Annotated in this window: 23 protein-coding genes, 1 tRNA gene and 1 riboswitch; of the genes, 8 read left to right on the top strand and 16 right to left on the bottom strand. The window is 74.9% G+C overall.

What is annotated here, in order from left to right; all coding sequences use genetic code 11:
* Window positions 1–11 precede the first annotated feature (11 nt).
* Entirely contained in the window at window positions 12–929 is a 918-nt protein-coding gene (locus ACZ7RU_RS33840; RefSeq protein WP_470344817.1) for a sigma-70 family RNA polymerase sigma factor, read from the top strand.
* A 193-nt stretch (window positions 930–1,122) separates the two neighbouring features.
* The gene (locus ACZ7RU_RS33835) at window positions 1,123–1,833 is read left to right on the top strand and encodes an alpha/beta fold hydrolase (protein ID WP_470344816.1); all 711 of its coding nucleotides are present in this window, start codon (window positions 1,123–1,125) and stop codon (window positions 1,831–1,833) included.
* Window positions 1,834–1,839: 6 nt separating this feature from the next.
* Here ACZ7RU_RS33835 and ACZ7RU_RS33830 read toward each other — a convergent pair whose 3' ends face one another.
* A complete protein-coding gene (locus ACZ7RU_RS33830; protein ID WP_470344815.1) occupies window positions 1,840–2,055 on the bottom strand; it encodes a hypothetical protein in 216 nt (71 codons plus the stop codon).
* Window positions 2,056–2,156: 101 nt separating this feature from the next.
* Window positions 2,157–2,939: an NRDE family protein gene (locus ACZ7RU_RS33825; protein WP_470344814.1), complete on the bottom strand. Its 783-nt coding sequence runs from the start codon at window positions 2,937–2,939 to the stop codon at window positions 2,157–2,159.
* Between the two features lie 140 nt (window positions 2,940–3,079).
* On the opposite strand from ACZ7RU_RS33825, the gene ACZ7RU_RS33820 reads away from it, so the two are divergent.
* A complete protein-coding gene (locus tag ACZ7RU_RS33820; RefSeq protein ID WP_470344813.1) occupies window positions 3,080–3,568 on the top strand; it encodes a carboxymuconolactone decarboxylase family protein in 489 nt (162 codons plus the stop codon).
* Entirely contained in the window at window positions 3,565–4,389 is an 825-nt protein-coding gene (locus ACZ7RU_RS33815) for an isocitrate lyase/PEP mutase family protein (RefSeq protein ID WP_470344812.1), read from the top strand. The genes ACZ7RU_RS33820 and ACZ7RU_RS33815 overlap by 4 nt, the downstream gene beginning before the upstream one ends.
* 153 nt (window positions 4,390–4,542) lie before the next feature.
* On the opposite strand, the gene ACZ7RU_RS33810 is transcribed toward ACZ7RU_RS33815, so the two are convergent.
* From ACZ7RU_RS33810 to ACZ7RU_RS33770, 9 genes are all read right to left on the bottom strand, one after another.
* Window positions 4,543–4,803, bottom strand: a complete 261-nt coding sequence (locus ACZ7RU_RS33810) for a hypothetical protein (protein WP_470344811.1) — start codon at window positions 4,801–4,803, stop codon at window positions 4,543–4,545.
* Window positions 4,804–4,845: 42 nt separating this feature from the next.
* Window positions 4,846–6,078, bottom strand: a complete 1,233-nt coding sequence (locus tag ACZ7RU_RS33805) for a cytochrome P450 family protein (protein ID WP_470344810.1) — start codon at window positions 6,076–6,078, stop codon at window positions 4,846–4,848.
* Between the two features lie 1,309 nt (window positions 6,079–7,387).
* A complete protein-coding gene (locus tag ACZ7RU_RS33800; protein ID WP_470344809.1) occupies window positions 7,388–8,023 on the bottom strand; it encodes a GTP-binding protein in 636 nt (211 codons plus the stop codon).
* On the bottom strand, window positions 8,001–8,348 hold the full coding sequence (locus ACZ7RU_RS33795; protein WP_470344808.1) for a DUF742 domain-containing protein: 348 nt from the start codon (window positions 8,346–8,348) through the stop codon (window positions 8,001–8,003). Before ACZ7RU_RS33795 ends, ACZ7RU_RS33800 begins: the two co-directional genes overlap by 23 nt.
* Complete coding sequence (locus ACZ7RU_RS33790; RefSeq protein WP_470344807.1) at window positions 8,345–8,758, bottom strand: roadblock/LC7 domain-containing protein; 414 nt, start codon at window positions 8,756–8,758, stop codon at window positions 8,345–8,347. Before ACZ7RU_RS33790 ends, ACZ7RU_RS33795 begins: the two co-directional genes overlap by 4 nt.
* Window positions 8,742–10,007, bottom strand: a complete 1,266-nt coding sequence (locus ACZ7RU_RS33785) for an ATP-binding protein (protein ID WP_470344865.1) — start codon at window positions 10,005–10,007, stop codon at window positions 8,742–8,744. The genes ACZ7RU_RS33790 and ACZ7RU_RS33785 overlap by 17 nt, the downstream gene beginning before the upstream one ends.
* Before the next feature lie 303 nt (window positions 10,008–10,310).
* On the bottom strand, window positions 10,311–10,877 hold the full coding sequence (locus ACZ7RU_RS33780) for a TetR/AcrR family transcriptional regulator (protein ID WP_470344806.1): 567 nt from the start codon (window positions 10,875–10,877) through the stop codon (window positions 10,311–10,313).
* A gap of 48 nt (window positions 10,878–10,925) precedes the next feature.
* A complete protein-coding gene (locus ACZ7RU_RS33775) occupies window positions 10,926–11,753 on the bottom strand; it encodes an alpha/beta fold hydrolase (RefSeq protein WP_470344805.1) in 828 nt (275 codons plus the stop codon).
* Between the two features lie 117 nt (window positions 11,754–11,870).
* Entirely contained in the window at window positions 11,871–12,161 is a 291-nt protein-coding gene (locus tag ACZ7RU_RS33770; protein ID WP_470344804.1) for a YiaA/YiaB family inner membrane protein, read from the bottom strand.
* A gap of 195 nt (window positions 12,162–12,356) precedes the next feature.
* A riboswitch (cyclic di-AMP (ydaO/yuaA leader) is annotated at window positions 12,357–12,515 on the top strand.
* A gap of 12 nt (window positions 12,516–12,527) precedes the next feature.
* Here ACZ7RU_RS33770 and ACZ7RU_RS33765 point away from each other — a divergent pair.
* The gene (locus ACZ7RU_RS33765; RefSeq protein ID WP_470344803.1) at window positions 12,528–13,358 is read left to right on the top strand and encodes a M23 family metallopeptidase; all 831 of its coding nucleotides are present in this window, start codon (window positions 12,528–12,530) and stop codon (window positions 13,356–13,358) included.
* Between the two features lie 63 nt (window positions 13,359–13,421).
* Here ACZ7RU_RS33765 and ACZ7RU_RS33760 read toward each other — a convergent pair whose 3' ends face one another.
* Window positions 13,422–14,297, bottom strand: a complete 876-nt coding sequence (locus tag ACZ7RU_RS33760; protein WP_470344802.1) for a hypothetical protein — start codon at window positions 14,295–14,297, stop codon at window positions 13,422–13,424.
* Window positions 14,298–14,339: 42 nt separating this feature from the next.
* Between ACZ7RU_RS33760 and ACZ7RU_RS33755 the strand changes: the two genes are divergently transcribed.
* The 3 genes from ACZ7RU_RS33755 to ACZ7RU_RS33745 all read left to right on the top strand — a co-directional run bounded on the left by ACZ7RU_RS33755 (window position 14,340) and on the right by ACZ7RU_RS33745 (window position 16,328).
* Window positions 14,340–14,927: a GNAT family N-acetyltransferase gene (locus tag ACZ7RU_RS33755; RefSeq protein ID WP_470344801.1), complete on the top strand. Its 588-nt coding sequence runs from the start codon at window positions 14,340–14,342 to the stop codon at window positions 14,925–14,927.
* Window positions 14,928–15,040: 113 nt separating this feature from the next.
* Window positions 15,041–15,781 (top strand): sensor domain-containing protein, encoded by a 741-nt coding sequence (locus ACZ7RU_RS33750; RefSeq protein ID WP_470344800.1) that lies wholly within the window; start codon window positions 15,041–15,043, stop codon window positions 15,779–15,781.
* 100 nt (window positions 15,782–15,881) lie between these two features.
* Complete coding sequence (locus ACZ7RU_RS33745) at window positions 15,882–16,328, top strand: GNAT family N-acetyltransferase (protein ID WP_470344799.1); 447 nt, start codon at window positions 15,882–15,884, stop codon at window positions 16,326–16,328.
* Here ACZ7RU_RS33745 and ACZ7RU_RS33740 read toward each other — a convergent pair.
* From ACZ7RU_RS33740 to ACZ7RU_RS33725, 4 genes are all read right to left on the bottom strand, one after another.
* Entirely contained in the window at window positions 16,325–17,467 is a 1,143-nt protein-coding gene (locus ACZ7RU_RS33740) for a hypothetical protein (RefSeq protein ID WP_470344798.1), read from the bottom strand. The genes ACZ7RU_RS33745 and ACZ7RU_RS33740 overlap by 4 nt on opposite strands.
* Before the next feature lie 405 nt (window positions 17,468–17,872).
* Window positions 17,873–18,664 carry a hypothetical protein gene (locus tag ACZ7RU_RS33735; RefSeq protein ID WP_470344797.1) on the bottom strand — a complete coding sequence of 264 codons (792 nt, stop codon included), beginning with the start codon at window positions 18,662–18,664 and terminating at the stop codon, window positions 17,873–17,875.
* Window positions 18,665–18,858: 194 nt separating this feature from the next.
* Window positions 18,859–18,932 (bottom strand) — tRNA-Met (locus ACZ7RU_RS33730).
* Between the two features lie 50 nt (window positions 18,933–18,982).
* Window positions 18,983–20,281: a PrsW family intramembrane metalloprotease gene (locus tag ACZ7RU_RS33725; protein ID WP_470344796.1), complete on the bottom strand. Its 1,299-nt coding sequence runs from the start codon at window positions 20,279–20,281 to the stop codon at window positions 18,983–18,985.
* Between the last annotated feature and the right edge of the window lie 35 nt (window positions 20,282–20,316).

Raw genomic sequence — 20,316 nt, 5'->3', positions numbered from 1 at the left:
GATGTGACAGGGTGAGCGAGCAAATCCCTCCGGCCAGTTCGACCGAGCTCCAACCGGCCGAACTGGCCCGGCGTTTCGAGGCGGAGCGGCCCCAGCTGCGGTCGGTGGCCTACCGGATGCTCGGGTCGATCGCCGAGGCCGAGGACGCCGTCCAGGAGGCCTGGCTGAAGCTGAGCCGCAGCGACGTGGGCGGGGTGCGCAACCTCGGGGCCTGGCTCACCACCGTCGTCGGCCGGGTCTGCCTGGACCAGCTGCGCTCGCGCACCACCCGCCGGGAGGAGCCGCTGCCCGAGCAGGACGGCCAGGTGCGGCTGCCGGACCCGGTGGTCAGCGGTCTGTCGGCGCTGGACCCGGTGCACGAGATCCTGGTCGCGGACTCGGTCGGGATCGCGCTGATGGTGGTCCTGGACACGCTCTCCCCGGCGGAGCGGGTGGCCTTCGTGCTGCACGACATGTTCGAGGTGCCCTTCGACGGGATCGCCGAGGTGCTCGGCCGCACCTCAGCCTCCACCCGGCAGCTGGCCAGCCGGGCCCGCCGCCGGGTCCAGGGCGCCACCCCGGCCGCGGACTCCGACAACGCCCGCAAGCGCGAGGTGGTGGAGGCCTTCCTGTCCGCCGCCCGGGGCGGTGACTTCGACGCCCTGCTGACCGTGCTCGACCCGGACGTGGTGGCCCGTTCGGACGGCGGCACGCTGGTGCCGAGCGCGCTGCGCCGCGGTGCGGCGGACGTCGCCGCACAGGCGATCACCTTCGCCCGCTTCGCCGCCGACGGACGGCTGGTGCTGGTCAACGGCTCGCCGGGCGTGGTGTCCTTCGCCGGGGGCCGCCCGCTGTCGGTCATGTCGTTCACCATCCACGGGGGCCGTGTCACCGCGCTGGACATCCTCACCGACCCGACCCGGCTGGCCGCCCTGGGCCTCACGGTCTGACCGTCCCGCGGCCCCCTGGCCGGTCGGCGACCCGGCCGGCCAGGGGGAGCGTTCGGGCCGGGCCGCCGGTGGCGACGTCCGTCCCGCCGGTGAGCGGGCCCGGCCCGCTCGGTGCCTTCAGCACGTCTCGTCCACGTGCTGTTTCCCGCTGTTTCCCGGGCCGCCCGGGCGGCCACGCGCTACCGTGCCGCCCATGGCGAACTTTGTACTGGTGGCGGGTGCCTGGCTCGGTGCCTGGGCATGGGACGGGGTCGTGGCGGAGCTGGCCGCGGCCGGGCACGGAGCGTACCCGGTGACGCTCTCCGGGCTCGCGGAGAGGCGCGGGACGCCCGCCGGGCAGCAGACCCACGTGGCGGACGTCGTCGCCGAGGTGGAGCGGCTGGACCTGCGCGACGTGGTGCTGGTCGGGCACAGCTATTCGGGGATCCCGGTGGGCCAGGCCGCCGAACGGATCGGCGGGCGGCTGGCCGGGCTGGTCCTGGTGGACGCCAACGTGCCGGTGGCGGGGGAGTCGTTCGCCGACCAGATGCCGGAGCCGGCCGCGCTGCGGGCGGACCTCGCCGCGCACGACGGCTGGTGGCCGCCGCTGCCGCCGGCCGAGTTCGCCGAACAGGGGCTGACGGTCGAGCAGATCACCCGGATCGCCACCGGGGCGACCCCGCACCCGGGCCGCTCGCTGACCGAACCCGCTGTCCTGGAGGGCTCGTTGAGCGCGCTCCCGGCGGTGTACGTGAAGTGCCTGCTGGACTGGCCGGAGCCGCCGCCGGTGGTCGCCCGGCTGGTCGCGGACGGCCACTGGCGGCTGGTGGAAATGGACACCGGGCACTGGCCGATGTTCTCCCGGCCGGCCGAACTCGCCCGGGTCCTGGCCGGGGCGGCGCGGCCGGCCAGGACCGACGGGTAGGCCGGTTCACCGACCGTACGGCTGCGGGACGCCCGGGCCGAGGTGCCCGATCAGCGATGCCGCCACGGCGACCAGCACGGTGGCGGACGGGACGGCCCGGTGCGCCGCGTCGCAGAGCAGCACCACGGCGGTCACCGCGGCCGGGGCGGCCACCAGCGGCAGGGCGACGGTCAGCACCGCGAGCAGGCGGCGGGGGCGGGGCGGGGCGTCCGGGCGGGTCACGACGGGTCTCCTTCGGGCTCGACCCGCGCCACGATGCCGCCTCCCGCAGCGTCAGGTTCAAGTCCTTTTCCGCCGCCGCCAGATCCTCGGGCCGCCGTCGTTCAGCGCGCGGCCACCCGGCGCCACCCCGGCCCGTCCGCGGCCACCGGCGCGGCCGCGAAGTCGTAGCGCAGCAGCTCCGGTCCGAGCGCGAGCAGCGAGATCGACGAGGAGCCCCAGATCCGCCCGTCGCCGAAGTCCCGCCGCTGGATCAGCGCGGCGTCCGCGTCCGGCGCCAGCCCGTCCCCGGCGACGATCGGCAGCCATCCGCCCCAGGCCGCCGCGGCCGGCCCCGCGGCGGTCGGCTCGGGCCGGGGCTCGGCGGTGAACCGGGCCCGGAAGTGGGCGGCCCGCGCGGCCATCAGCGCGCGGATCCGTTCGGAGGCGGTCCGCCCTGTCGCCAGGCCTTCCAGCCCGTCGTTGAGCACCACGCTCAGGCCGGACGGCAGTTCCCGCTCCTCCAGCCGCCCGCCGTCCCAGCTGGACACCCGGGCGCCGTCGGCCCGGACCAGGACGAGGTGGAACGGGTCGTACGGGGTGAGGTCGAGGTGGCCGAGCCCGCCCTCCCGGACGGCGGTGAGCGGCAGCCGGCCGCGGCTGAGCCGGGTGTCGGCGGGGGCGAGCGGGCCGAAGCCGTTGAGCAGGCAGGCGGCGGTGCGCCGGCCGGGGTCGACGGCCAGCCAGGTGCCGCCGGCCGCGAGGTCCAGTCCGCCGAGCAGTTCGGGCCGGTCCGGCCAGTGGTGGTCCGGCGGCAGCCAGGCGCGGCCCAGGTACTCGTCCCGGACGGACAGCAGCAGCACCGGGACGGCCGCTCCCGGTTCGATGCTGACGAACGCCGTGCACACGGCCTGCCCCCTGACCTCGTCCTGTCGGCGATCTCCTGCCAGCGATCCTCGCACGGGCGTTCGCACGCCGGAAGTGGCCCAAGGAACGGGTGGCCGAACGCACCAGGGCGGCAGGCCATCGCGCCCCTAGGCTGGCGGCCATGACGACGAACGTGACGACCGCGACCGACGGCGCCCCGGTGCCCGCCCCCGAGCAGCGCCTGAGGATGGACAAGCTCGCCCCCGCCTTCTACCAGGCGATGGTCGCCGTGGACCGGGCCGCCCGGGAGGGTCTCGACCCGGTGCTCGCCGAGCTGGTCAAGGTGCACGCCTCGATGATCAACGGCTGCGCCTTCTGCATCGACATGCACGCCACCGACGCCCGCGGGCACGGTGAGCGGGACCACCGGCTGCTCGCCCTGCCGGCCTGGCGCGAGACCCCCTTCTTCACCGCCCGCGAGCGCGCCGCCCTGGCCCTCACCGAGTCCGTCACCCTGCTGACCCAGGGCCACGTGCCGGACGCCGTGTACGCGGAGGCCGCCGCACGGTTCGACGAGACCGAGCTGGCCCAGCTGATCGCGCTGATCACCACCATCAACGCCTGGAACCGGATCGGCGTGTCCACCCGCATGAGCCCGGCCGCCAGGTGAGCGCCACCGACCTCGCCGTCCGGCGGGAGAAGGCCCGGCTGCTGCGGGAGCTGCACCGCCCGGGCGGGCCGCTGGTGCTGGCGAACGTCTGGGACGTGCCGAGCGCCCGGCTGGTGGCCGCCGCCGGGGCGCGGGCGGTCGCGACGGCCAGCGCGAGCGTGTCCTGGTCGCTCGGCAGCGCGGACGGCGGCGGCGCCGACCGCGAGCAGGTGCTGGCCCGGACCGCCCAGGTGGTCCGCGCGGTCGACCTGCCGGTCACCGCGGACCTGGAGGCCGGCTACGCGGACACCGCCGCCGGGGTCGGCGAGACGGTCGCCGCGCTGCTCGCCACCGGCGCCGTCGGGGTGAACCTGGAGGACGAGGGCCGACCGACGGAGGAGGCCGCCGAGCGGATCGCGGCCGCCCGGGCCGCGGCGGACGCGGCCGGCGTGCCGCTCTTCGTCAACGCCCGTACTGACGTGTTCCTGCGCGGGATCGGCGCCCCGGAGGGCCGGTTCGACGACGCGGTGGGGCGGCTGCGGGCGTACGTCGCGGCGGGCGCCGACGGGGTGTTCGTCCCCGGGGTGTCGGACCCGGAGACCATCGCCGCCCTGGTCGCGGCCGTTCCGGCGCCGCTGAACGTGCTGGCCGGCCCCGGCGCCCCGGCGGTCGCCGAGCTGGCGGGGCTCGGCGTGGCCCGGATCAGCCTGGGCCCGGGCCTGGCCGAGGTGGCGTACGCGGCGGTCCGCCGGGCCGCCGAGGAGGTGTACGGGCACGGCACGTTCACCGCGCTCGCCGAGGGGTTGAGCTACCCGGAGCTCAACCGGCTCGCCGCGGGCTGAGTGCCGCGGACCGGACCCTGCGGATCGAACCCCACGGATCGAACCCCGCGGGCTCGGTACCGCCGGCCGGACGCCGTGGCCGGCCGGCCGTACGGGGGTCGGCCGGCCGGCCACGGGAGGCTCACCCGGCCCGGCGGTCGCCGGACCGGCGGGTCAGTTCAGGACCTGCCCGCTGAGCCCCGGGTGGCTCATCTGGTTGGTCCCGAGCGCCTCGACCTGGTCGGCGGCCTTGCCGACGACCGGGAGCTTGCCCACGGTCCGCAGGGCGAGGTCGGCGGGGGCGACTTCCAGCCCGTCGGTGAGCCCGCCGGAGAGGTCCGGCGAGGAGGCGGTCTGGGTGGTGGCGGAGGCCGCCGGGACGGCGAGGGCGAGGCCCGCCATGGTGAGGGCGGCCAGGGTGGCGAGTTTCTTCATGCCCTGCCGAACGACCGGACCGCCCTCAGGTCACCGGATCGCTCAGACCGTCACCCACAGGGTGCGCACGCTGTTGCTGACGAACGAGGCGATCGGCTCGTCGGTCCGGCCCTCCGCCAGGGCCAGCCCGGGGAACCGGGTGAACAGGTGCCGCAGCGCCGTCTCGGCCTCCAGCCGGGCGAGCCCGGAGCCGAGGCAGAAGTGCGGCCCGTGGCCGAGCGACAGGTGCTTGGCGGGCTGCCGGGTGAGGTCGAAGCGGTCCGCGTCCGGGTGGTGCCCGGAGTCCCGCCCGGCCGCCGCGTACGAGGCCAGCATGGCCTCGCCGCGCCGGATCACCACGTCGCCGACCTCGATGTCCTCGATCGCGTAGCGCAGCGGGAACTGCCCGACCGGGGAGTCGTAGCGCAGCGTCTCCTCGACCACCGCCGACCACGGCCGCTCCCCGTCCAGGACGAGCCGCAGCTGGTCCGGGTGCGCGAGCAGGGCGCGGACGGCGTTGGTGATCAGGTTGAGCGTGGTCTCGTGCCCGGCGACCAGCATCAGCAGCAGGGTGCCGACCAGCTCGGCCTCGCTGAGCCGCTGCCGGTCGAGGTGGTGGCCGGCGTCGTGGGCGGCGATCAGGTCGGTGGTCAGGTCGTCGCCGGGCTCGGCCCGCTTGGCCGCCACCACCGAGGCCAGCAGCGCGTTCAGGCCCCGCTGCGCGGCCAGGGCCGCGGCCGGGGTGGCCGAGCTGGAGACCATGGTGTCGGACAGCTCGTGCAGCTCGTCCTGCTGCTCCAGCGCCAGGCCGAGCAGTTCGCCGATCACCTGCATCGGCAGCGGGTAGGCGAAGTGCCGCCGCAGGTCGAACTCGCCCTCCAGCTTCGCGACCCCGTCCAGCAGCGCGATCGTCCGGGCCTCGATCGCGGGCGCCAGGTCGGCGATCCGGCGCGGGGTGAAGGCCTGCGAGACCAGCCCGCGCAGCCGCCGGTGGTCGTCGCCGTCGGCGGTGACCATGCCGGGGACGACCACGAAGTTGAGCAGCGGCCAGCCCTCCGGCAGCCGTCCCTCCCGGAAGGTCGTCCAGTGCCGGGCGTCCTTGCCGACCCGGGGGTCGGCCAGCAGCGACTGGAGGGTGTCGTGGTGGGTTATCGCCCAGACCACCACCCCGCCAGGGAGCTCCACCAGGACCGCGGGGCCGGCCGCGCGGAGCCGGGCGTTCTCGCCGTGCTGGTCGCGGCCGAAGGGGTCGAGTCTGACGGGCTCGGCGCGGTTTCCGGCGTCGATGGTGTCCATGCGGGCCTCTCGGGGGCTGGCGGGCGGGGCGGGGTGAAGGCGCTGTAGAGCACCGGCAGGGCGGTCAGGGCCCGTGACCACGGGGACGGGCGCCAGGTCAACTCTCCCGGTGGTACGGCCAGTTGGAGATCGGGAAGACGGTGCAGCAGGGTCTCGACGGCGGTCTCGACGATGATCCGGGCCGGGTGCTGGGCCGGGCAGACGTGCCGGCCGGCGCCCCACGCGAGGTGCGCCCGGTTGCCGCCGAGCGAGCCCTGGGCGGCGGCCGAGACGCCCTGCGCGGCCGGGTCGGCGTTGGCCGCGGCGAGGCCGAGGACGAGCATGTCGCCGGCGCTGATGTACTGGCCGCCGAGCACGGTGTCGCCGGTGGCCCAGCGGCCGGGGAAGTTCTGCGTCGGCGGGTCGCGCCAGAGCACCTCCTCCAGCGCGTCGGAGACGGTCAGCCGCCCGCCGGTGAGGGTGGCCCGGAAGCGCCGGTCGGTGAGCAGCAGCCGCAGGGTGTTCCCGGTCCAGTTGATCGAGGTCTCGTTGCCCGCGACCAGCAGCACCACCAGGTGGTGCACCGCCTCCTCGTCGGTCAGCCCGGCCGGGTGGGCGAGCAGCCAGGAGGTGAGGTCCGCGCCCGGGGTGGCCCGGCGGCTGCGCACCAGGTCGACCAGCAGCGTCTGGAACTCCGCACCGGCGCGCTGCGACTGCGCGCTGCTGTCCACGAAGTGGCTGATCAGCTGGACCAGCCGGGGCCCGCTCTCCACCGGCAGCCCGACCAGCTGGGTGAAGACCAGCAGCGGCAGGATGCGGGCGTACTGGGCGATCAGGTCGGCGGTGCCGTCCGGGCCCCAGCTGTCGATCAGCCCGTTGGCGGCGGCCTCGGTGGTCCCGCGCAGCTGGCGGTGGTCAATCTGGGCCAGGGTGTCCGAGACGGCCGAGCGCAGCCGCTGGTGCTCGGCGCCGTCCAGGTTGAGCAGGGTGGGCCGCCAGGAGGTCATCGGCAGCAGCCGGGAGTCGGCGGCCAGCCGGCCCTCGGCGGGCACCCGCCAGCGACGCGAGTCCTTGGAGAACAGCGCTTCGTTGCGGGTGAGTTCGAGCAGTTCGGGGTAGCCGAGGACGAGCCAGGCCTCGACCCCGGGCTCCAGCTCGATCGGCGCGACCGGCCCGTAGCGCTCGCGCAGCCGGGCGTACAGGCCGTGCGGGTCGTCCGCGACGGCCGGGCCGTACAGCGGGGTCAGCGGCACGCCCACGGGCAGCCCGCCGGGCCGGCCGCCGCCGTGGGCGACGGGGCACCCGGGGGGCCCGGGCGGTTCGGGGGCGGTCATCCCTGGAGCTCCAGGACCGAGCTGCGGTGCAGGTGGTCGACGAAGTCGATCAGCAGGTCGTAGGACTGCCGGCGGTCGCGCGCGTCGCAGTAGAGGATCGGCACCTCCGGCAGCAGGTCCAGCGCCGACCGCAGCTCCTCCTCCGGGTAACTCGGCGTGTCCGGGAAGGTGTTGACGGCGACCGCGAACGGGATGCGCTGTTCCTCCAGCCGGCCGAGCACGTCGAAGCTCTCGTCCGGGCGGCGCAGGTCGACCATGGCGATGGCGCCGAGCGCACCGCGCGACAGGTCGTCCCAGAGCGGCCAGAACCGCTGCTGCCCGGGCGTGCCGAACAGGTACAGCGCGAGCCGCGAGTTGAGCGTGATCCGGCCGAAGTCCAGCGCCACGGTGGTGGTGCTCTTCCCGGCGAGCCCGGTGAGGTCGTCGACGCCGGCGCTGGCGGCGGTCATCGTCTCCTCGGTGCGCAGCGGGGTGATCTCGCTCAACGAGCCGACCAGGGTGGTCTTGCCGACCCCGAACGGACCGGTGACCAGGATCTTGACCGCGCCCTGCACCGAGGAGGGCAGGTACTGCGGCCCGTCGGCGGACCCGGCGGCCCCGGGGGCGGCTTCAGCGGAGTTGGCGGAGGCCAACGAGCACCTCTTCCAGAAGGGTTGCGGGCAGGCGTTCGGCCTGCGGGACGGGCGGGAGCACCTGCACGGCGCCGAGGTCCCACAGGTCCCCGACCAGTACCTTGACGACGCCGAGCGGCAGCCCCAGGTGGGCCGCCACCTCGGCGATGGACAGCAGGCTGTGACAGAGGGCGAGGATGCGCCGGTGCTCGCGGTTCAGCAGTTCGTGTTCGGGCAGGTCCGGCGCCTCCGGTAACGCGCTGACCAGGCTCTCCACGGCGAGCTCGGTCCGGGTGGGGCGGCTGCGCCCGCCGGTGATGACGTACGGCCGGACCGGGCCGCTCACCGGTGGCCCCCCGCCGCGTGGTCGACGCGCGGCGGGCTGGTGAGGTGGGCGCCGATCCGTTCGACCAGGACCTGCATCTGGTAGGCGACCAGGCCGGCGTCGACCGCCTCGCTGGTCACCACGGCCAGGTGGGCGCCGGCCCCGGCGGCGACGACGAAGAGGTAGCCGCCGCCGTACTCGATGATGATCTGGCGGGTGGCGCTGCCGGGGCCGCCGAAGCCCGTCGCCACGCCCCGGGCCAGCGACTGGAGTCCGGAGCAGGCGGCGGCGAGCCGTTCGGCGTCGTCGCGCGCGATGCCCGCGCTGCGGCCGATCTCCAGGCCGTCGTTGGAGACGACGACGGCGTGCTGGACCTGCGGGACGGCGATGATGTCGGCGAGCAGCCAGCCGAGATCAGGGGTGGTGGTCATGGAACTCTCCGGAGCGCTGGGGAAGTCGGGGGGAAGCGGGCTGGGGACGGTCGGACTGGGCCTGGGCCCGGACGGCGGAACGGCCGCTGGCGGTCCCGGCCTGGAACATCGCCATGAACGCCTGCGCGTCCCGGGCCGAGCGGTAGGGCGGCGCGGGCGGCGGTGGGGGAGCGGCGTGCTGGGCGGGGCGGCCCGTGCGGCCGCGCCGGTGGCTCCGGCGGGGCAGCGGGGGAGGGGTGTCACCGGTGGCGGCGTGCCGGCCGGGGGGCGGGGTCTCCACCATGGGGTGACCGGCGGGAGAGGCCGGTCGGGGACCGGGGGTGAACGCCCGGTCGTCCGGCCCGAGGCCGGGGACGGTGGGCGGCAGCGGCTCGGTGAGCAGCGCGTTCGGCAGCAGCAGGACGACGCGCACGCCGCCGTACGGCGAGGGCGCCGAGCTGAGCGTGACCCGGAAGCCGTACTGCTCGGCGAGCCGGCCGACCGCGGCCAGGCCCAGCTGCGGCACCTCGCCCAGCCGGGAGACCTCCAGGGTGCTGCCGCCGGCCAGTGCGGCGGCGGCCTTGGCGACGGCCTGTTCCGGCATGCCGACGCCGCCGTCGTCGATCTCGATGACGGCGCCGTTGTGCACCGGCATCAGGGTGACGAACACCTGGGTGCTGGGCGGGGAGTAGCGGGTGGCGTTGTCCAGCAGCTCGGCGATCGCGTGGATCAGCGCCTCGGCGGCGGCGCCGACCACCGCGGTCTCGGTCCGGCTGCGCACCACCACCCGCTGGAACGGCAGGATGCGGGACTGGGCGCCGCGGACGACGTCCTCCAGGGAGACGGGTTCCGGCCAGTGCCGGCCGGCCCGCGCGCCGCACAGCACGGCCAGGGTCTGGGCCAGCCGGGCCTGTTGGGCGGCCGCGTGGTCGGCCTTGAGCAGGCCCTCCAGCAGCGCGGGGTCGTCGTGGGTGCGCTCCATCTCGTCCAGCAGCGCCTGCTGGTCGTGGGCCATCACCAGGATCCGGCGGGCGACGCTGAGGAAGGCCCGCTGGGTGGAGGCGGTGTGCTCCTGCTCCTGCTGGACGGCGGCGAGTTCGGCGCCGCGGCGGGAGAGTTCGACGGCCAGCTGGTCCTGGAGGGCGAGGAGTTCCCCGTGCAGCCGGTCGGCGCGGCGGCGCTGGGTGACGGATACGGCGCGGTACCGCGCGGCGGCCACGAGGGCGAGGACGGCGAGCACGCCGGTTGCCGTTACGGACCACTGAGTCATCGTCACGCGGCGAATTCTAGGGTGATGATCCTACGAAGGTGTGAACGGATCTCGCCAAGTGACCGGATCTCGTCAATATCGAGTCAATTCGGCGTCAATCGCCAGTCGTTCGACCCCGATCCCACCGCCTGACGGGGCCTCCCATCGGCCTGACCGGCCCCGGAGGCCGCCCTCGGAATCGAGCCGGTCGGCCGGATCGCGCCCTGCGATGTGTGGGGCCTGTGTGCAGGGTGTTGCGGAAGTGGCGCCGCCCGGTGCAGGGGCGGTACCGCGTCCCCTGGCGACTGGCAGGAGGAGCGGGCCTCAGACGGGCCAGCCGCGCAGGCCGGTGGTGAGGGTGCTGATGAGGCGGTCGTGGGTGGTGGTGAGGTCCTCGGCGAGCTGGAAGGCGCCGGCGGTGGAGAGGGAGGCGAAGCCGTGGGCGAGGGAGCGGACGGTGCGGGCGGCGTGGATCGCCTCGGCGCCGTCGAGGCCGTACTCCCGCAGCACGGCGATGATCACGCCGACCAGCCGGGCGGCCGCCCGGGTCAGGTCGTCGTCGGGCTGCGGCGCCTGGGGGAGGGCCTGGTAGCGGTGCGGGTGCTCGGTGGCGTACGCGTGGTAGGCGCGCAGGACGGCGGCGACGGCGTTGTCCCCGCTGCGCCCGACGGCCGCCTCGGCCAGCCGGTCGGCCAGGTCGCCGGTGACCCGGACGGCGATCATCCGCCGCAGTTCGGCCAGGCCGCCGCTGACGTGCTTGTACAGCGAGGGGGTGGCGACCCCGGCCCGGGCGGCGACCGAGGCCAGCGTGAGGGCCTCGGCGCCCTGCTCGTCGATGAGGGCGAGGGCGTGGTCGACGACCTGGCCGGGGGTCAGTCCTACACGGGGCATGGGTTCGGGCTCTCCGTACGGGTGGCGTCGGGTCGGGGGCGGGCGGGCTCAGCCGAGCTCGGCGAGGAACGGCAGCAGGGCGTCCGCGGTGGCCGCCGGGTTGTCGGCCATCGGGTAGTGCCCGGACCCCTCGATCATCACCTTCCGCGCGCCCAGGGCGGCGGCCTGCCGGTCGGCGACGAGCTCCGGCTTCGGGAAGTCGGGGTCCTTGCTGCCCATGACCACCAGCGCCGGGCAGCGCACCGCGGCCGTCCAGCCGGCGGGCGCCGAGTCGCCGTGGACGTACCCGCGGGTGGCGGCCTTCCGGCCCGGGGTGCGCAGCGCGGCGACCAGCCCGTCCACGTACGCGTCGAAGTCGGCGGGCTTGGCGCCGGGGAAGGCCATCTTGCGCAGGTAGAAGCCCCAGAAGGCCGGCCAGTGGACGAGGGCCGCGCTCATCAGGCCCATGACGCCGCGCATCAGGAGGCCCGGCGGCGGGCTCTCGACGAAGGCGTCGAGCAGGACGATCCCGGCGACCCGCTCGGGCGCGTCCCCGGCGGCCCTGACGACGGTCGCCCCGGTGTAGGAGTTCCCGGCGAGGACGGCGCGCTCGATGCCGAGGTGGTCGAGCAGGGCGAGGACGTCGCCGGCGAGGGCGGCCGGGCCGTAGTCGTCCCAGGCGATGGAGGACTCGCCGAAGCCCCGCAGGTCCATGGTGACGACCCGGTGGCCGGCGGCGACGAGCAGCGGGCGCAGGTGCCGGTAGGTCGTCCTGCTGTCGAGCATGCCCGGCAGCAGGACGACGGGGGTGCCGCCGCCCTGCCGGGTGTCGTCGAAGGCGATCCGGCCGCCGGGAACGGTCAGGTACTGGGTGCTCGGGGTGGTGCTGCCGTTCATGGTGGTCCTCCTCGGGCCGCCGGTGCGGGGCATCGGCGGTGCCGCCGATAGCCATAAAGCTAAGGCTAATAGCCTTAGCCGTCAAGCGGTCGACGGCCGAGCCGGGGAAGGGGGTGGTCAGATGCCCTCCACCTTGAACGGGTCGTGCTCGCTGAGCAGCTTCTCCAGCCGGGCCTGTTCCACCCGGGTGACCATCTCGCTGGACTCCTGGCGGTCCCGGATCACCTTCGCCAGCGTGAACGCGGAGGTGACGGTGTAGAGGAGGCCGATCCCCAGGAAGGCCCGGGTCCACCCGCCGACCGGCAGGTAGGCGATCCCGGCCGCGAGGGCGGTGCCCGAGACGGCGAAGGAGAGGACGGCCTGGATGTAGTAGGCGGCCGTGGTGCGGCTCTGCATCGGTGCGCTCATGGCGTCAGGATGCGGCCGCCCGGTCGGGCCGCACATGAGTAGGCGTACTCAGATGGGGCCGTGCATGAGGGGCCGTTCGTTGACGTCCGATCACCTGGACGTAAGCTGCTCGGAACGGATGGCTTGGAATCAGAGCCTCCTAGGATTAACGTTTGATAACGCAGCGCGGTTGTCAACGCCGTACCCAGACGGCACCGTGCGCCGTCGCCTAATCCCACCGACCGGCCCCCGGGCAGGTCAGGGAGCCGGGGAACCACGTTCCCTGGGGTGAATCGGCGGGGCCCCGGCCCGGCCGTAGGAGACCTTCCTGCTCCGAACCCGTCAGCTAACCCGGTAGGCGCGAAGGAAGGAAAGGAGCGCGCCTCCGTGGCGTCGACGCACACCCCGGCACACCCCGGCCCCGCAGCCGGCACCCAGCTTCTCGACCACCCCGGCACGGACGGCCCCGAGGCCTTCGGCCCGGAGGCCGAGACCAACCGCCACCGGATGCCGCGTCAGACCCGTGGAGCCTCCCCGCTGCTCGGCGTCACCGCCGTCGCGGCCACCCTGGGCGCCACCGGCTTCGCCTCGGCGACCCCGGCCGCCGCCCCCGCCGTCGAGGCCCCGGACGAGACCCCGGTCGCCCTCTCCGCCGACCCCGGCCTCGCGCTCGCCGCCCGCATCCAGCACCAGGCCGACAGCCAGCGCACCGCCGCCGAGGAGACCGCCCGGCTCCAGGCCGCGCAGGAGGCGGAGGCCAAGGCCGCCGCCAAGGAGGCCGAGGCCAAGCGCGCCGCCGAGGAGGCCGAGCGGGCCAAGGCCGCCGCCCTCACCCTCCCGGTGAAGGAGTACCGGCTCTCCGCCCACTACGGCCAGAGCGCCCGCTACTGGGCCCACCTGCACACCGGCCTGGACTTCGCCGCCGACACCGGCACCCCGGTCTACGCGCTCGGCCAGGGCACCATCACCTCGGCCGGCTGGGCCGGCTCGTACGGCTACCGGATCGTCGAGACCCTGCCCGACGGCACCGAGATCTGGTACTGCCACCTCTCCTCGATCACCAAGGGCTCCGGCCAGGTCGTCTCCGGCCAGCAGATCGGCAAGGTCGGCGCGACCGGCAACGTCACCGGCCCGCACCTGCACATGGAGGTCCGCCCCGGCGGCGGCGCCCCGGTCGACCCCGAGCCCTGGCTCGAGCAGCGCGGCCTCACCCTCTGACGCACCCGCGAAGGCCCCGGCCCCGGAACGGCAGCACCGGGGCCGGGGCCTTCGCGCGCCGGCTCACTCCTCGGCGGGCAGCTGCGCCAGGTACGCCTCGATCTCCTCCTGGCCCGGCTCCGGCGCCAGCTCCGGGAACTCCGTCACCAGCAGCCGCGGCAGCCCCGGCACCGTCCACCCGCCGAACAGGTCGAGCGCCGCGTCGGCCGCCGCCTCCTCGAACCGCCCGAAGTCCCCGGCCAGTTCGTCCGGCATCGGCCGCCCCAGCGAGGTCAGCTCGGCCAGGTTGCGGTAGCTGCGCCGCATCAGGCCCTGCTCCAGCAGCAGCCGCGCGCCGTCCGTGGCCATGCCGACCGCCAGCACCCGGCCCGGGCCCCAGCCCTGCTCGTCCGGCTCGTCCAGCCAGCCGGCCGGCACCAGCGCCTCGTACGCGGCCAGCCGCTCCTCCTCCGACAGCTCCGCGAAGCCGGCCAGCCAGTCCCGCACCGCCGCTCCGTCCGTGACGTCCACCCCGTGCGCGTGCAGCAGCAGCGCGTACAGCCGGGGCCAGGTCACCAGGTCGGCGCGGCGCAGCAGCCCGGCCGCGACCTCGCCCTGCCACTCGGCCTCCGCGTGCAGCCGCTCCTGGCGCTTGGCGTTCAGCCGCCGGGCCGCCCGCTGGTGGTCGATCAGCAGCCGGACGGCGTCCCCGTAGGCCAGCGGGTCCTCCTCGGGCGCGGGCTGGACGTACAGGTGGAGCCGCTCGTACAGCAGGTGCTCCACCGCGTCGGAGGTCAGTTCGGGCCAGCCGTCGTGCATCCTGCCCTCGCCCAGCTCCAGCAGCGCCAGCACCGCGCGCAGCGGCCCCTCGGCCACCGGCGCGCGGCCCTGCTCGGCCGCCCAGGCGAGCAGGTCGGCGGCCTTGGTGCGCGGGGCGAGCCGCAGGTCTTCGTCGTTCATAGTCCGAACGGTAGCCGCCGGGCGGGGATAGGGTCGGCAGCCATGGTCCCCGTACGACTCGCCGGCCCGCGACTGGCCGTCCGCGAGTACCACCACACCGAGCGCGACGTGGACGCGCTGCACGCGCTGTTCGGCGACCCGGAGGTCACCCGCCACCTGCCCTTCGGGCCGAGCGACCGGGAGGAGTGCGCCGACCAGGTCGAGCTCTACCTGGAGGAGGCGATGGCCGCGGAACGGGACACCTACCGGCTCGCCGTCACCAGGCTCGCCGACGCCGGGGAGCCGGCGGACGCGACGCCGATCGGGCAGGCCTCGCTCACCCTCGACGGCTACCGCGCCGCCCAGCTCGGATGCGTGCTGGCCCGCGGGGCCTGGGGCCGCGGCTACGCGGGCGAGACCGTCGGCCTGCTCTGCGACCTCGCCTTCGGGGCCCTGGACCTGCACCGGGTGGCCGCGCGGGTCTCGGTGGCCAACGAGGCCTCCGTCCGGGTGCTCACCCGGCTGGGCTTCCGGCGGGAGGGGAGGCTGCGGCACGACGGGTTCAAGGACGGCGCCTGGACCGACTCGTACCTCTACTCGCTGCTCGCCGACGAGTGGCCCGGCCCGGCCGTCCGGACGCAGGGGGGTTAACCCCACCCCGGATCCGCCAGGCCCCCGGATCCCGTCCGACCACCGCGTCCACCAGACTGGACACCGTCAGCGGGACGAACGACCGACAGCACGAGGGGCCGGGGGCCGGGATCATGAGCAGCAGCCGCAGCACGGAGGACCGGGAGTGGGACGTCCTGGGCGGTCACGGTGACGACCGGCGCCCCGCCGGGGCCCGCCGGACCGAGCGGCGGCCGGCCCTGTGGCGGGCGCCGTTCTCGGCGTACTACTACCGCGAGGTCGGCTACGCGCTCAGCGGCCTGCCGGTGGCGATCGCCGGGTTCGCCGTCTCGGTCACCATGTTCTGCCTCGGCCTCGGCACCTTCGTCACCGTCCTCGGCCTGCCCGTGCTGGGCGCCCTGACCAGCCTCGCCCGCGGCTTCGGCCGGCTGGAGCGGGCCCGGGTGCGCGGCATGCTGGCCCTGGACGTCCCCGGCCCGGAGCCGGTGCGCCAGGTCCGCCCCGGCGGCTGGGGAGCGATCACCGCGCGGCTGGGGGACGGGGCCGGCTGGAAGGCCGTGCTGTACCAGGTGGTGATGTTCCCCTGGGCGGTGTTCAGCTTCGCGACGACGCTGGTGTTCCTGGTGCTCGGCTGGGCCCTGGCGCTCTACCCGCTGTACCACTGGGTCTTCCCGACCTACACCTCCTGGAAGGGGTACCGGGTGTTCGACTTCCGTGACAGCGACGGCATCCGGCACCTGTACGAGATCCAGTCGCCCTGGCAGATCGCCGCGCTCTCGGGCGTCGGGCTGCTGCTGGTCTTCCTCACCACCCAGCTGGTCCGCGGCCTGACCAACGTCAACCGGGCCGCCGCCCTGGGCCTGCTCGGCCGCTGACCCCTCCCGCCGGGCGCCTCCCGCCGACCCCCGCCGACGGGCGGACCGGCACCCGGGAATGTAATGGTCACTCCGGCTGAGTGCCCCTATACTCGCCCGCATGACCGAGACCACGATCCGGCACGCCGACGAGACCGACGCCGACCGGCTCACCGCGCTCGTCCAGGCCTCCGGCGCCTACCGCGGTGCGTACTTCGCGATGATCGACGGCTACCGGGTGACCCCCGACTACATCGCCCGGCACCTGGTCCGGATGGCCGTGGACGCCGCCGACGACCGCCTGCTCGGCTTCTACGGCCTGATCCGCGAACCGGCCGAGCTGGACCTGATGTTCGTCGCCGACGAGACGCAAGGGCTGGGCGTCGGGCGGCGGTTGATCGCCGACATGCTCGACCGCGCGCGGGCGGCCGGGATCGCCTCGGTCAAGGTCGTGTCCCACCCGCCCGCCGAGCGCTTCTACCTGCGGGTCGGCGCCGTACGCACCGGCACCCGGCCCCCGCAGCCCAGGACGCCCTGGGAGCAGCCCGAACTGCGCTTCACCGTCTAGGAGTTCCCGCCGGCCGACGGCGGTCCCGGCTGGGCCGGCACCGCCGGGAAGGGCTGCGGGGCGGGCGGCCCGGTCCGCGCCGGCACGAGGACCGGCACCTGGATCCGGGACAGGATCTTCTCCGCCAGCCAGCTGCGGTCCGACCCGTACGGGATCCCCCGCGGGTCGGCCAGCTGCGTCGCCACCGCGTCCCGCACCCGCTGCGCTTCGGCGGCGGGCAGCCGGGAGAGCAGCCCCCGGGCGGCCAGCAGCGCGTGGTACTGCTCGAAGCCCGAGCGCGGGTGCTCGACCGCGTCCAGCACGCTCGGCAGGTCCGCCAGCGCCGGATCGCCCTGCATCAGCGCGAGGGCCTGGATCCGCCGGCCCTCGGAGCCGTCCGCGAAGAGGTCCCGCACCTGGTCGGCGGTCAGCGCCGAACGCCGCGCGGTCGAACGGACCTCGGCGACCACGCCCTCCGGCCCGGCCGGCGATCCGGAGGAGGGCGGCAGCTGCCCGGCCAGGGCGGCCGGGCGCTCCGCGCTGCCGCCCAGCAGTCCGAGCTGCTGCATCGCGCGGACCCGCAGGTCGTCCGCGCCCACCTTGTCGCCGTGCCGGTCGTGGTCCTGCCCGGCGAGGAAGAGGTCCAGCGCCTGGTCGGTCTCGGTCAGCGCCTGCGGCAGCGCCAGCCGGGTCACCAGCCAGCCGGCCAGGAAGCCGGAGACCAGGAAGTACAGCACCAGCGCCGCCGCGAACGGCGCCACCCCCTCGCCCCCGCCGAGCGCGGGCGCCAGCGCCGCACCGAGGTCGTGCAGCCGCTCGCCGAGCGAGCCGAGCTGGGTCAGCCCGACGCCCAGCAGCACCTTGGTCAGCCAGTCCGAGACCTGCTCCAGATTGGTGTTCGGCGCGTACGAGCCGGGCGGCTCACCGGCGCCGGCAGCACCGCGGACCCGGGGCACCCCGAACAGGAAGCCCAGTCCGCCGCCCAGCACCACCGAGGCGCCGACCACCACCAGCCCGCCGCCGAGCGCCTGCCAGGCGTGCTCCCGGCCGAGCGCGAACAGCACCAGCCCGAGCAGCCCCGTCCCGGCCAACACGCCGGCGGCACCCCACTGCACCGTCCGCAGCGCGACCCCGCCGCCCGGCCGCCGTGCCCTCGCCATCGCCCACCCCCTGTGTCCGCGCCGCTCCGCTCCGGAACCCGCGCAGACTCTAGCGCCGCGGACCGTCCCGGAAACGCCACGGGGAGCCTCCGGACCGTGCCGGAAGCTCCCCGGGAACGCAGACGGCCCGCGGGCTGCTCCTGCGACGCCGGCCCGTGCACTGGCCAGGCGCCGAGGCACCGGGGATGTACCGGTGAGCCCGCGGGCCGGGTGACTGCTGTGGATTTCGCCTGCCGGAGGCCTGAAGCCTCACCCCGCGCAGGCAGGGGCGGCTCTAGCGAGCAGCCACCTCACGCATCCTGATGTAACTCAACTCAGGATCACCTCCCTTCAGTGTGCTGCCAGCCTAGGCAGCGCACCGGGGCGGAGGCAACGGATTATTCTCGCGGTGCCCGCGTCCGCCGCTCAGGCGGTCTTGAGCTGGTCCTGGAACTTGGTGAAGTCGATCGTGTTGTCGGCCGACGGGGCCTGGATGGTCAGCGGCTTGTCGAACTCGCTGAAGTCGATCTTGCCGTTGCCGTCCTTGGCGCCGGAGTGCACGAACCGCACCGGGTAGGGCTTGCCCTCGGTGGCGACGTCGAGGGTCGTGACCTCGCCCTCGGCGTCGGTGACCTTCAGGCTGAAGGTCTTCACGCCGTTGACGGTGCCGGCGGAGCCCTTCTCGATCTTGTCGCTGCCGCTCTTGTCCTCGGTGATCTTCTTGCTGAAGTCGGCCAGATTGCAGACGCTGGTGAGGGAGCCCATCGACGGGTCGTTCTCGAAGCCGGTCAGGTAACGGCCCTTGAACAGCTCGGCGGCCTTGGCGCCGTTCGGGCCGCCCATGGTGGTCCAGAAGGTGGCGTCCGGCTTGACGTACGAGGTCTTGCCGTCGCTGATGATCTCGAACTTGCCCATGCCCGGCATCGCCATGGTGCCGGTGCACTGGCTCTTGTTGTCCAGCGACAGGTTGAGTTCCATGGCGCCCTCGTCGGTGCCGATGGTGCCGGCCATCTTGAGCGAGGTCGCGGAGGCCAGGGCGTCCTTGGCCTGCTTCGAGATGTCCTGGGCGCTGAGCTTGTCGGTGTCGAGCTTCTGCGTGGCGGCGCCCGCCTTGGCGTCGCCGCCCGTCCCGTCGCTCTTGGTGCTGCCGCACGCGGCGGTACCGGCCGCCAGGACGAGGCAGAGTGCGGCGGTGCTGAGCAGTCGCTTCGACATCATGTGGTGCTTCCTGTCCGGGGTGCCCGAACAGGACCCCAAATCGGATGAATTTTTCCTCAGTATGGTTCAGGCCCCTGACAGGTGATCGCGGGACCGGCCACCGTTACGGCTTCGTGGCAGGACCGTGTTCTGCCCGTACCCGGACATGCGAAAGGCCCGGAGGACGATGTCCTCCGGGCCTTTCCGCTACTGAGTAGCGGGGACAGGATTTGAACCTGCGACCTCTGGGTTATGAGCCCAGCGAGCTACCGAGCTGCTCCACCCCGCGTCGGTGAACACAACGATACGTGGAAGTCGCCGGGATGGGAAATCGGTTCCTCAGGGCACCCTGGCGACCCGCGCTCGGCCGGGCGCCGCGTGCCGGGCGGACCGGCATCTCGCCCAGGCCGCGAAGCAGACCAGCGCGGCGAAGCAGGGCACCATCAGCGCCGCGTACACCACCAGGAAGCCGTCCGTGCCGAGGTCGGCGGCGGCGTTCCAGGTGCCGTGCAGGGCCATCGCCAGCAGCAGGCCGGCCGGCAGCGCCAGTCGGGCCAGCCAGCGGCGGCCGGTGGTGAGGGCGACGGCCAGGCCGATCCCGGTGAGCGCGGTGAACAGCGGGTGGGCGAAGGGGGAGAGCAGGGCGCGCAGCACGAAGGTCTGCACGGTGCTGTCGAAGTCGCGCAGGCTGGGCGGGTCGCCGAGGCCGATGCTGTCCAGCCGCTGCCGCTGGTCGCTGGTGAAGGCCCGGCCCAGGTAGAGGGCGTTCTCGGTGAACGCGAAGCCGCAGGCGGCCGTCCCGCCGAGCACCACCCCGGCGGCCAGGGTGCGCGGCCGGGAGCGCTGGTGCGGCGGCGGGGCCGGGCGCAGGTAGGGCAGCGGTCGCAGGTGCGGGCGCAGCCGGGGCCGGCCACGGGCGGGCGGCCCGACCGGGCGGCGCGGGTACGGGCGGGGGCTCCGGGGCACGGGCGACCGGCGCAGCAGCGGCGCGCAGGGGCGCCCGGTGCGGCGGCCGTGGCAGCGCAGCCGCCGGCCGAACGGGAGCAGGAGCACCAGCAGGGCGGTGGCCTTGGCGGTCTCCTCGATCACCGGGGTGGCGATCCCGGCGCCGAGCAGTTCCCCGAACGGGCCCCGGTGCCGGGTCAGGTAGCTCGCCGTCCAGTTGTTGGCCAGGATGGCGACGGTGGTGGCCGCGCAGGCGCCCCAGCCGAGGCAGAACACGGTGTGCCGCAGCGGCACCCGGGCGGTGAGGTTGAGCCAGGCCAGGCCGCCGAGCACGAACGGCAGCGGCACCACCGCCAAGCCCAGGCCGACCAGCAGCCCGGCCGTGCCGGTCTGACGCTGGACCAGGTGCAGGATCAGCACCCCGCAGCCGATCAGGGTCAGCACGGCGGTCGTGGTGCCCGGGGAGATCGCCACCGAGCGGCTGCGGCCGGGGCGGGCGCCGGGGGCTGCGGCCGGGGCCGGCCCGGCGGGGGCGGTACCCGGCCGGGGCAGCGGGCGCCGGGCCCGGTGCCTCCGGGGCCCCGGGATGGTCCGGGTGCCGCCGGTGCTCGGGACCGTCTCCGGTGCGTCGGCGGCGGCCCGGACCGTCGTCCGACCGTTCGTCCGGAACCCGCCGCCGGACGGGCTGCCCATGCGGCACAGGGTAGGCCACGGCGGCGGCCGGTCGG

The sequence above is a fragment of the Kitasatospora sp. NPDC114501 genome (assembly GCF_055633695.1).
The sequence above is the reverse complement of the archived record's forward strand: the minus strand, read 5'-3'. Positions and strand labels throughout refer to the sequence as shown.

Coding starts and splice junctions, on each gene's coding strand:
- ACZ7RU_RS33835 (WP_470344816.1), top strand. CDS start 1,123: ATGGCGAACTTTGTACTGGTGGCGGGTGCCTGGCTCGGTGCCTGGGCA.
- ACZ7RU_RS33780 (WP_470344806.1), bottom strand. CDS start 10,877: ATGCCCCGTGTAGGACTGACCCCCGGCCAGGTCGTCGACCACGCCCTC.
- ACZ7RU_RS33790 (WP_470344807.1), bottom strand. CDS start 8,758: ATGACCACCACCCCTGATCTCGGCTGGCTGCTCGCCGACATCATCGCC.
- ACZ7RU_RS33735 (WP_470344797.1), bottom strand. CDS start 18,664: ATGATGTCGAAGCGACTGCTCAGCACCGCCGCACTCTGCCTCGTCCTG.
- ACZ7RU_RS33785 (WP_470344865.1), bottom strand. CDS start 10,007: ATGACTCAGTGGTCCGTAACGGCAACCGGCGTGCTCGCCGTCCTCGCC.
- ACZ7RU_RS33740 (WP_470344798.1), bottom strand. CDS start 17,467: ATGGCGAGGGCACGGCGGCCGGGCGGCGGGGTCGCGCTGCGGACGGTG.
- ACZ7RU_RS33750 (WP_470344800.1), top strand. CDS start 15,041: ATGAGCAGCAGCCGCAGCACGGAGGACCGGGAGTGGGACGTCCTGGGC.
- ACZ7RU_RS33755 (WP_470344801.1), top strand. CDS start 14,340: ATGGTCCCCGTACGACTCGCCGGCCCGCGACTGGCCGTCCGCGAGTAC.
- ACZ7RU_RS33745 (WP_470344799.1), top strand. CDS start 15,882: ATGACCGAGACCACGATCCGGCACGCCGACGAGACCGACGCCGACCGG.
- ACZ7RU_RS33725 (WP_470344796.1), bottom strand. CDS start 20,281: ATGGGCAGCCCGTCCGGCGGCGGGTTCCGGACGAACGGTCGGACGACG.
- ACZ7RU_RS33775 (WP_470344805.1), bottom strand. CDS start 11,753: ATGAACGGCAGCACCACCCCGAGCACCCAGTACCTGACCGTTCCCGGC.
- ACZ7RU_RS33820 (WP_470344813.1), top strand. CDS start 3,080: ATGACGACGAACGTGACGACCGCGACCGACGGCGCCCCGGTGCCCGCC.
- ACZ7RU_RS33770 (WP_470344804.1), bottom strand. CDS start 12,161: ATGAGCGCACCGATGCAGAGCCGCACCACGGCCGCCTACTACATCCAG.
- ACZ7RU_RS33810 (WP_470344811.1), bottom strand. CDS start 4,803: ATGAAGAAACTCGCCACCCTGGCCGCCCTCACCATGGCGGGCCTCGCC.
- ACZ7RU_RS33760 (WP_470344802.1), bottom strand. CDS start 14,297: ATGAACGACGAAGACCTGCGGCTCGCCCCGCGCACCAAGGCCGCCGAC.
- ACZ7RU_RS33805 (WP_470344810.1), bottom strand. CDS start 6,078: ATGGACACCATCGACGCCGGAAACCGCGCCGAGCCCGTCAGACTCGAC.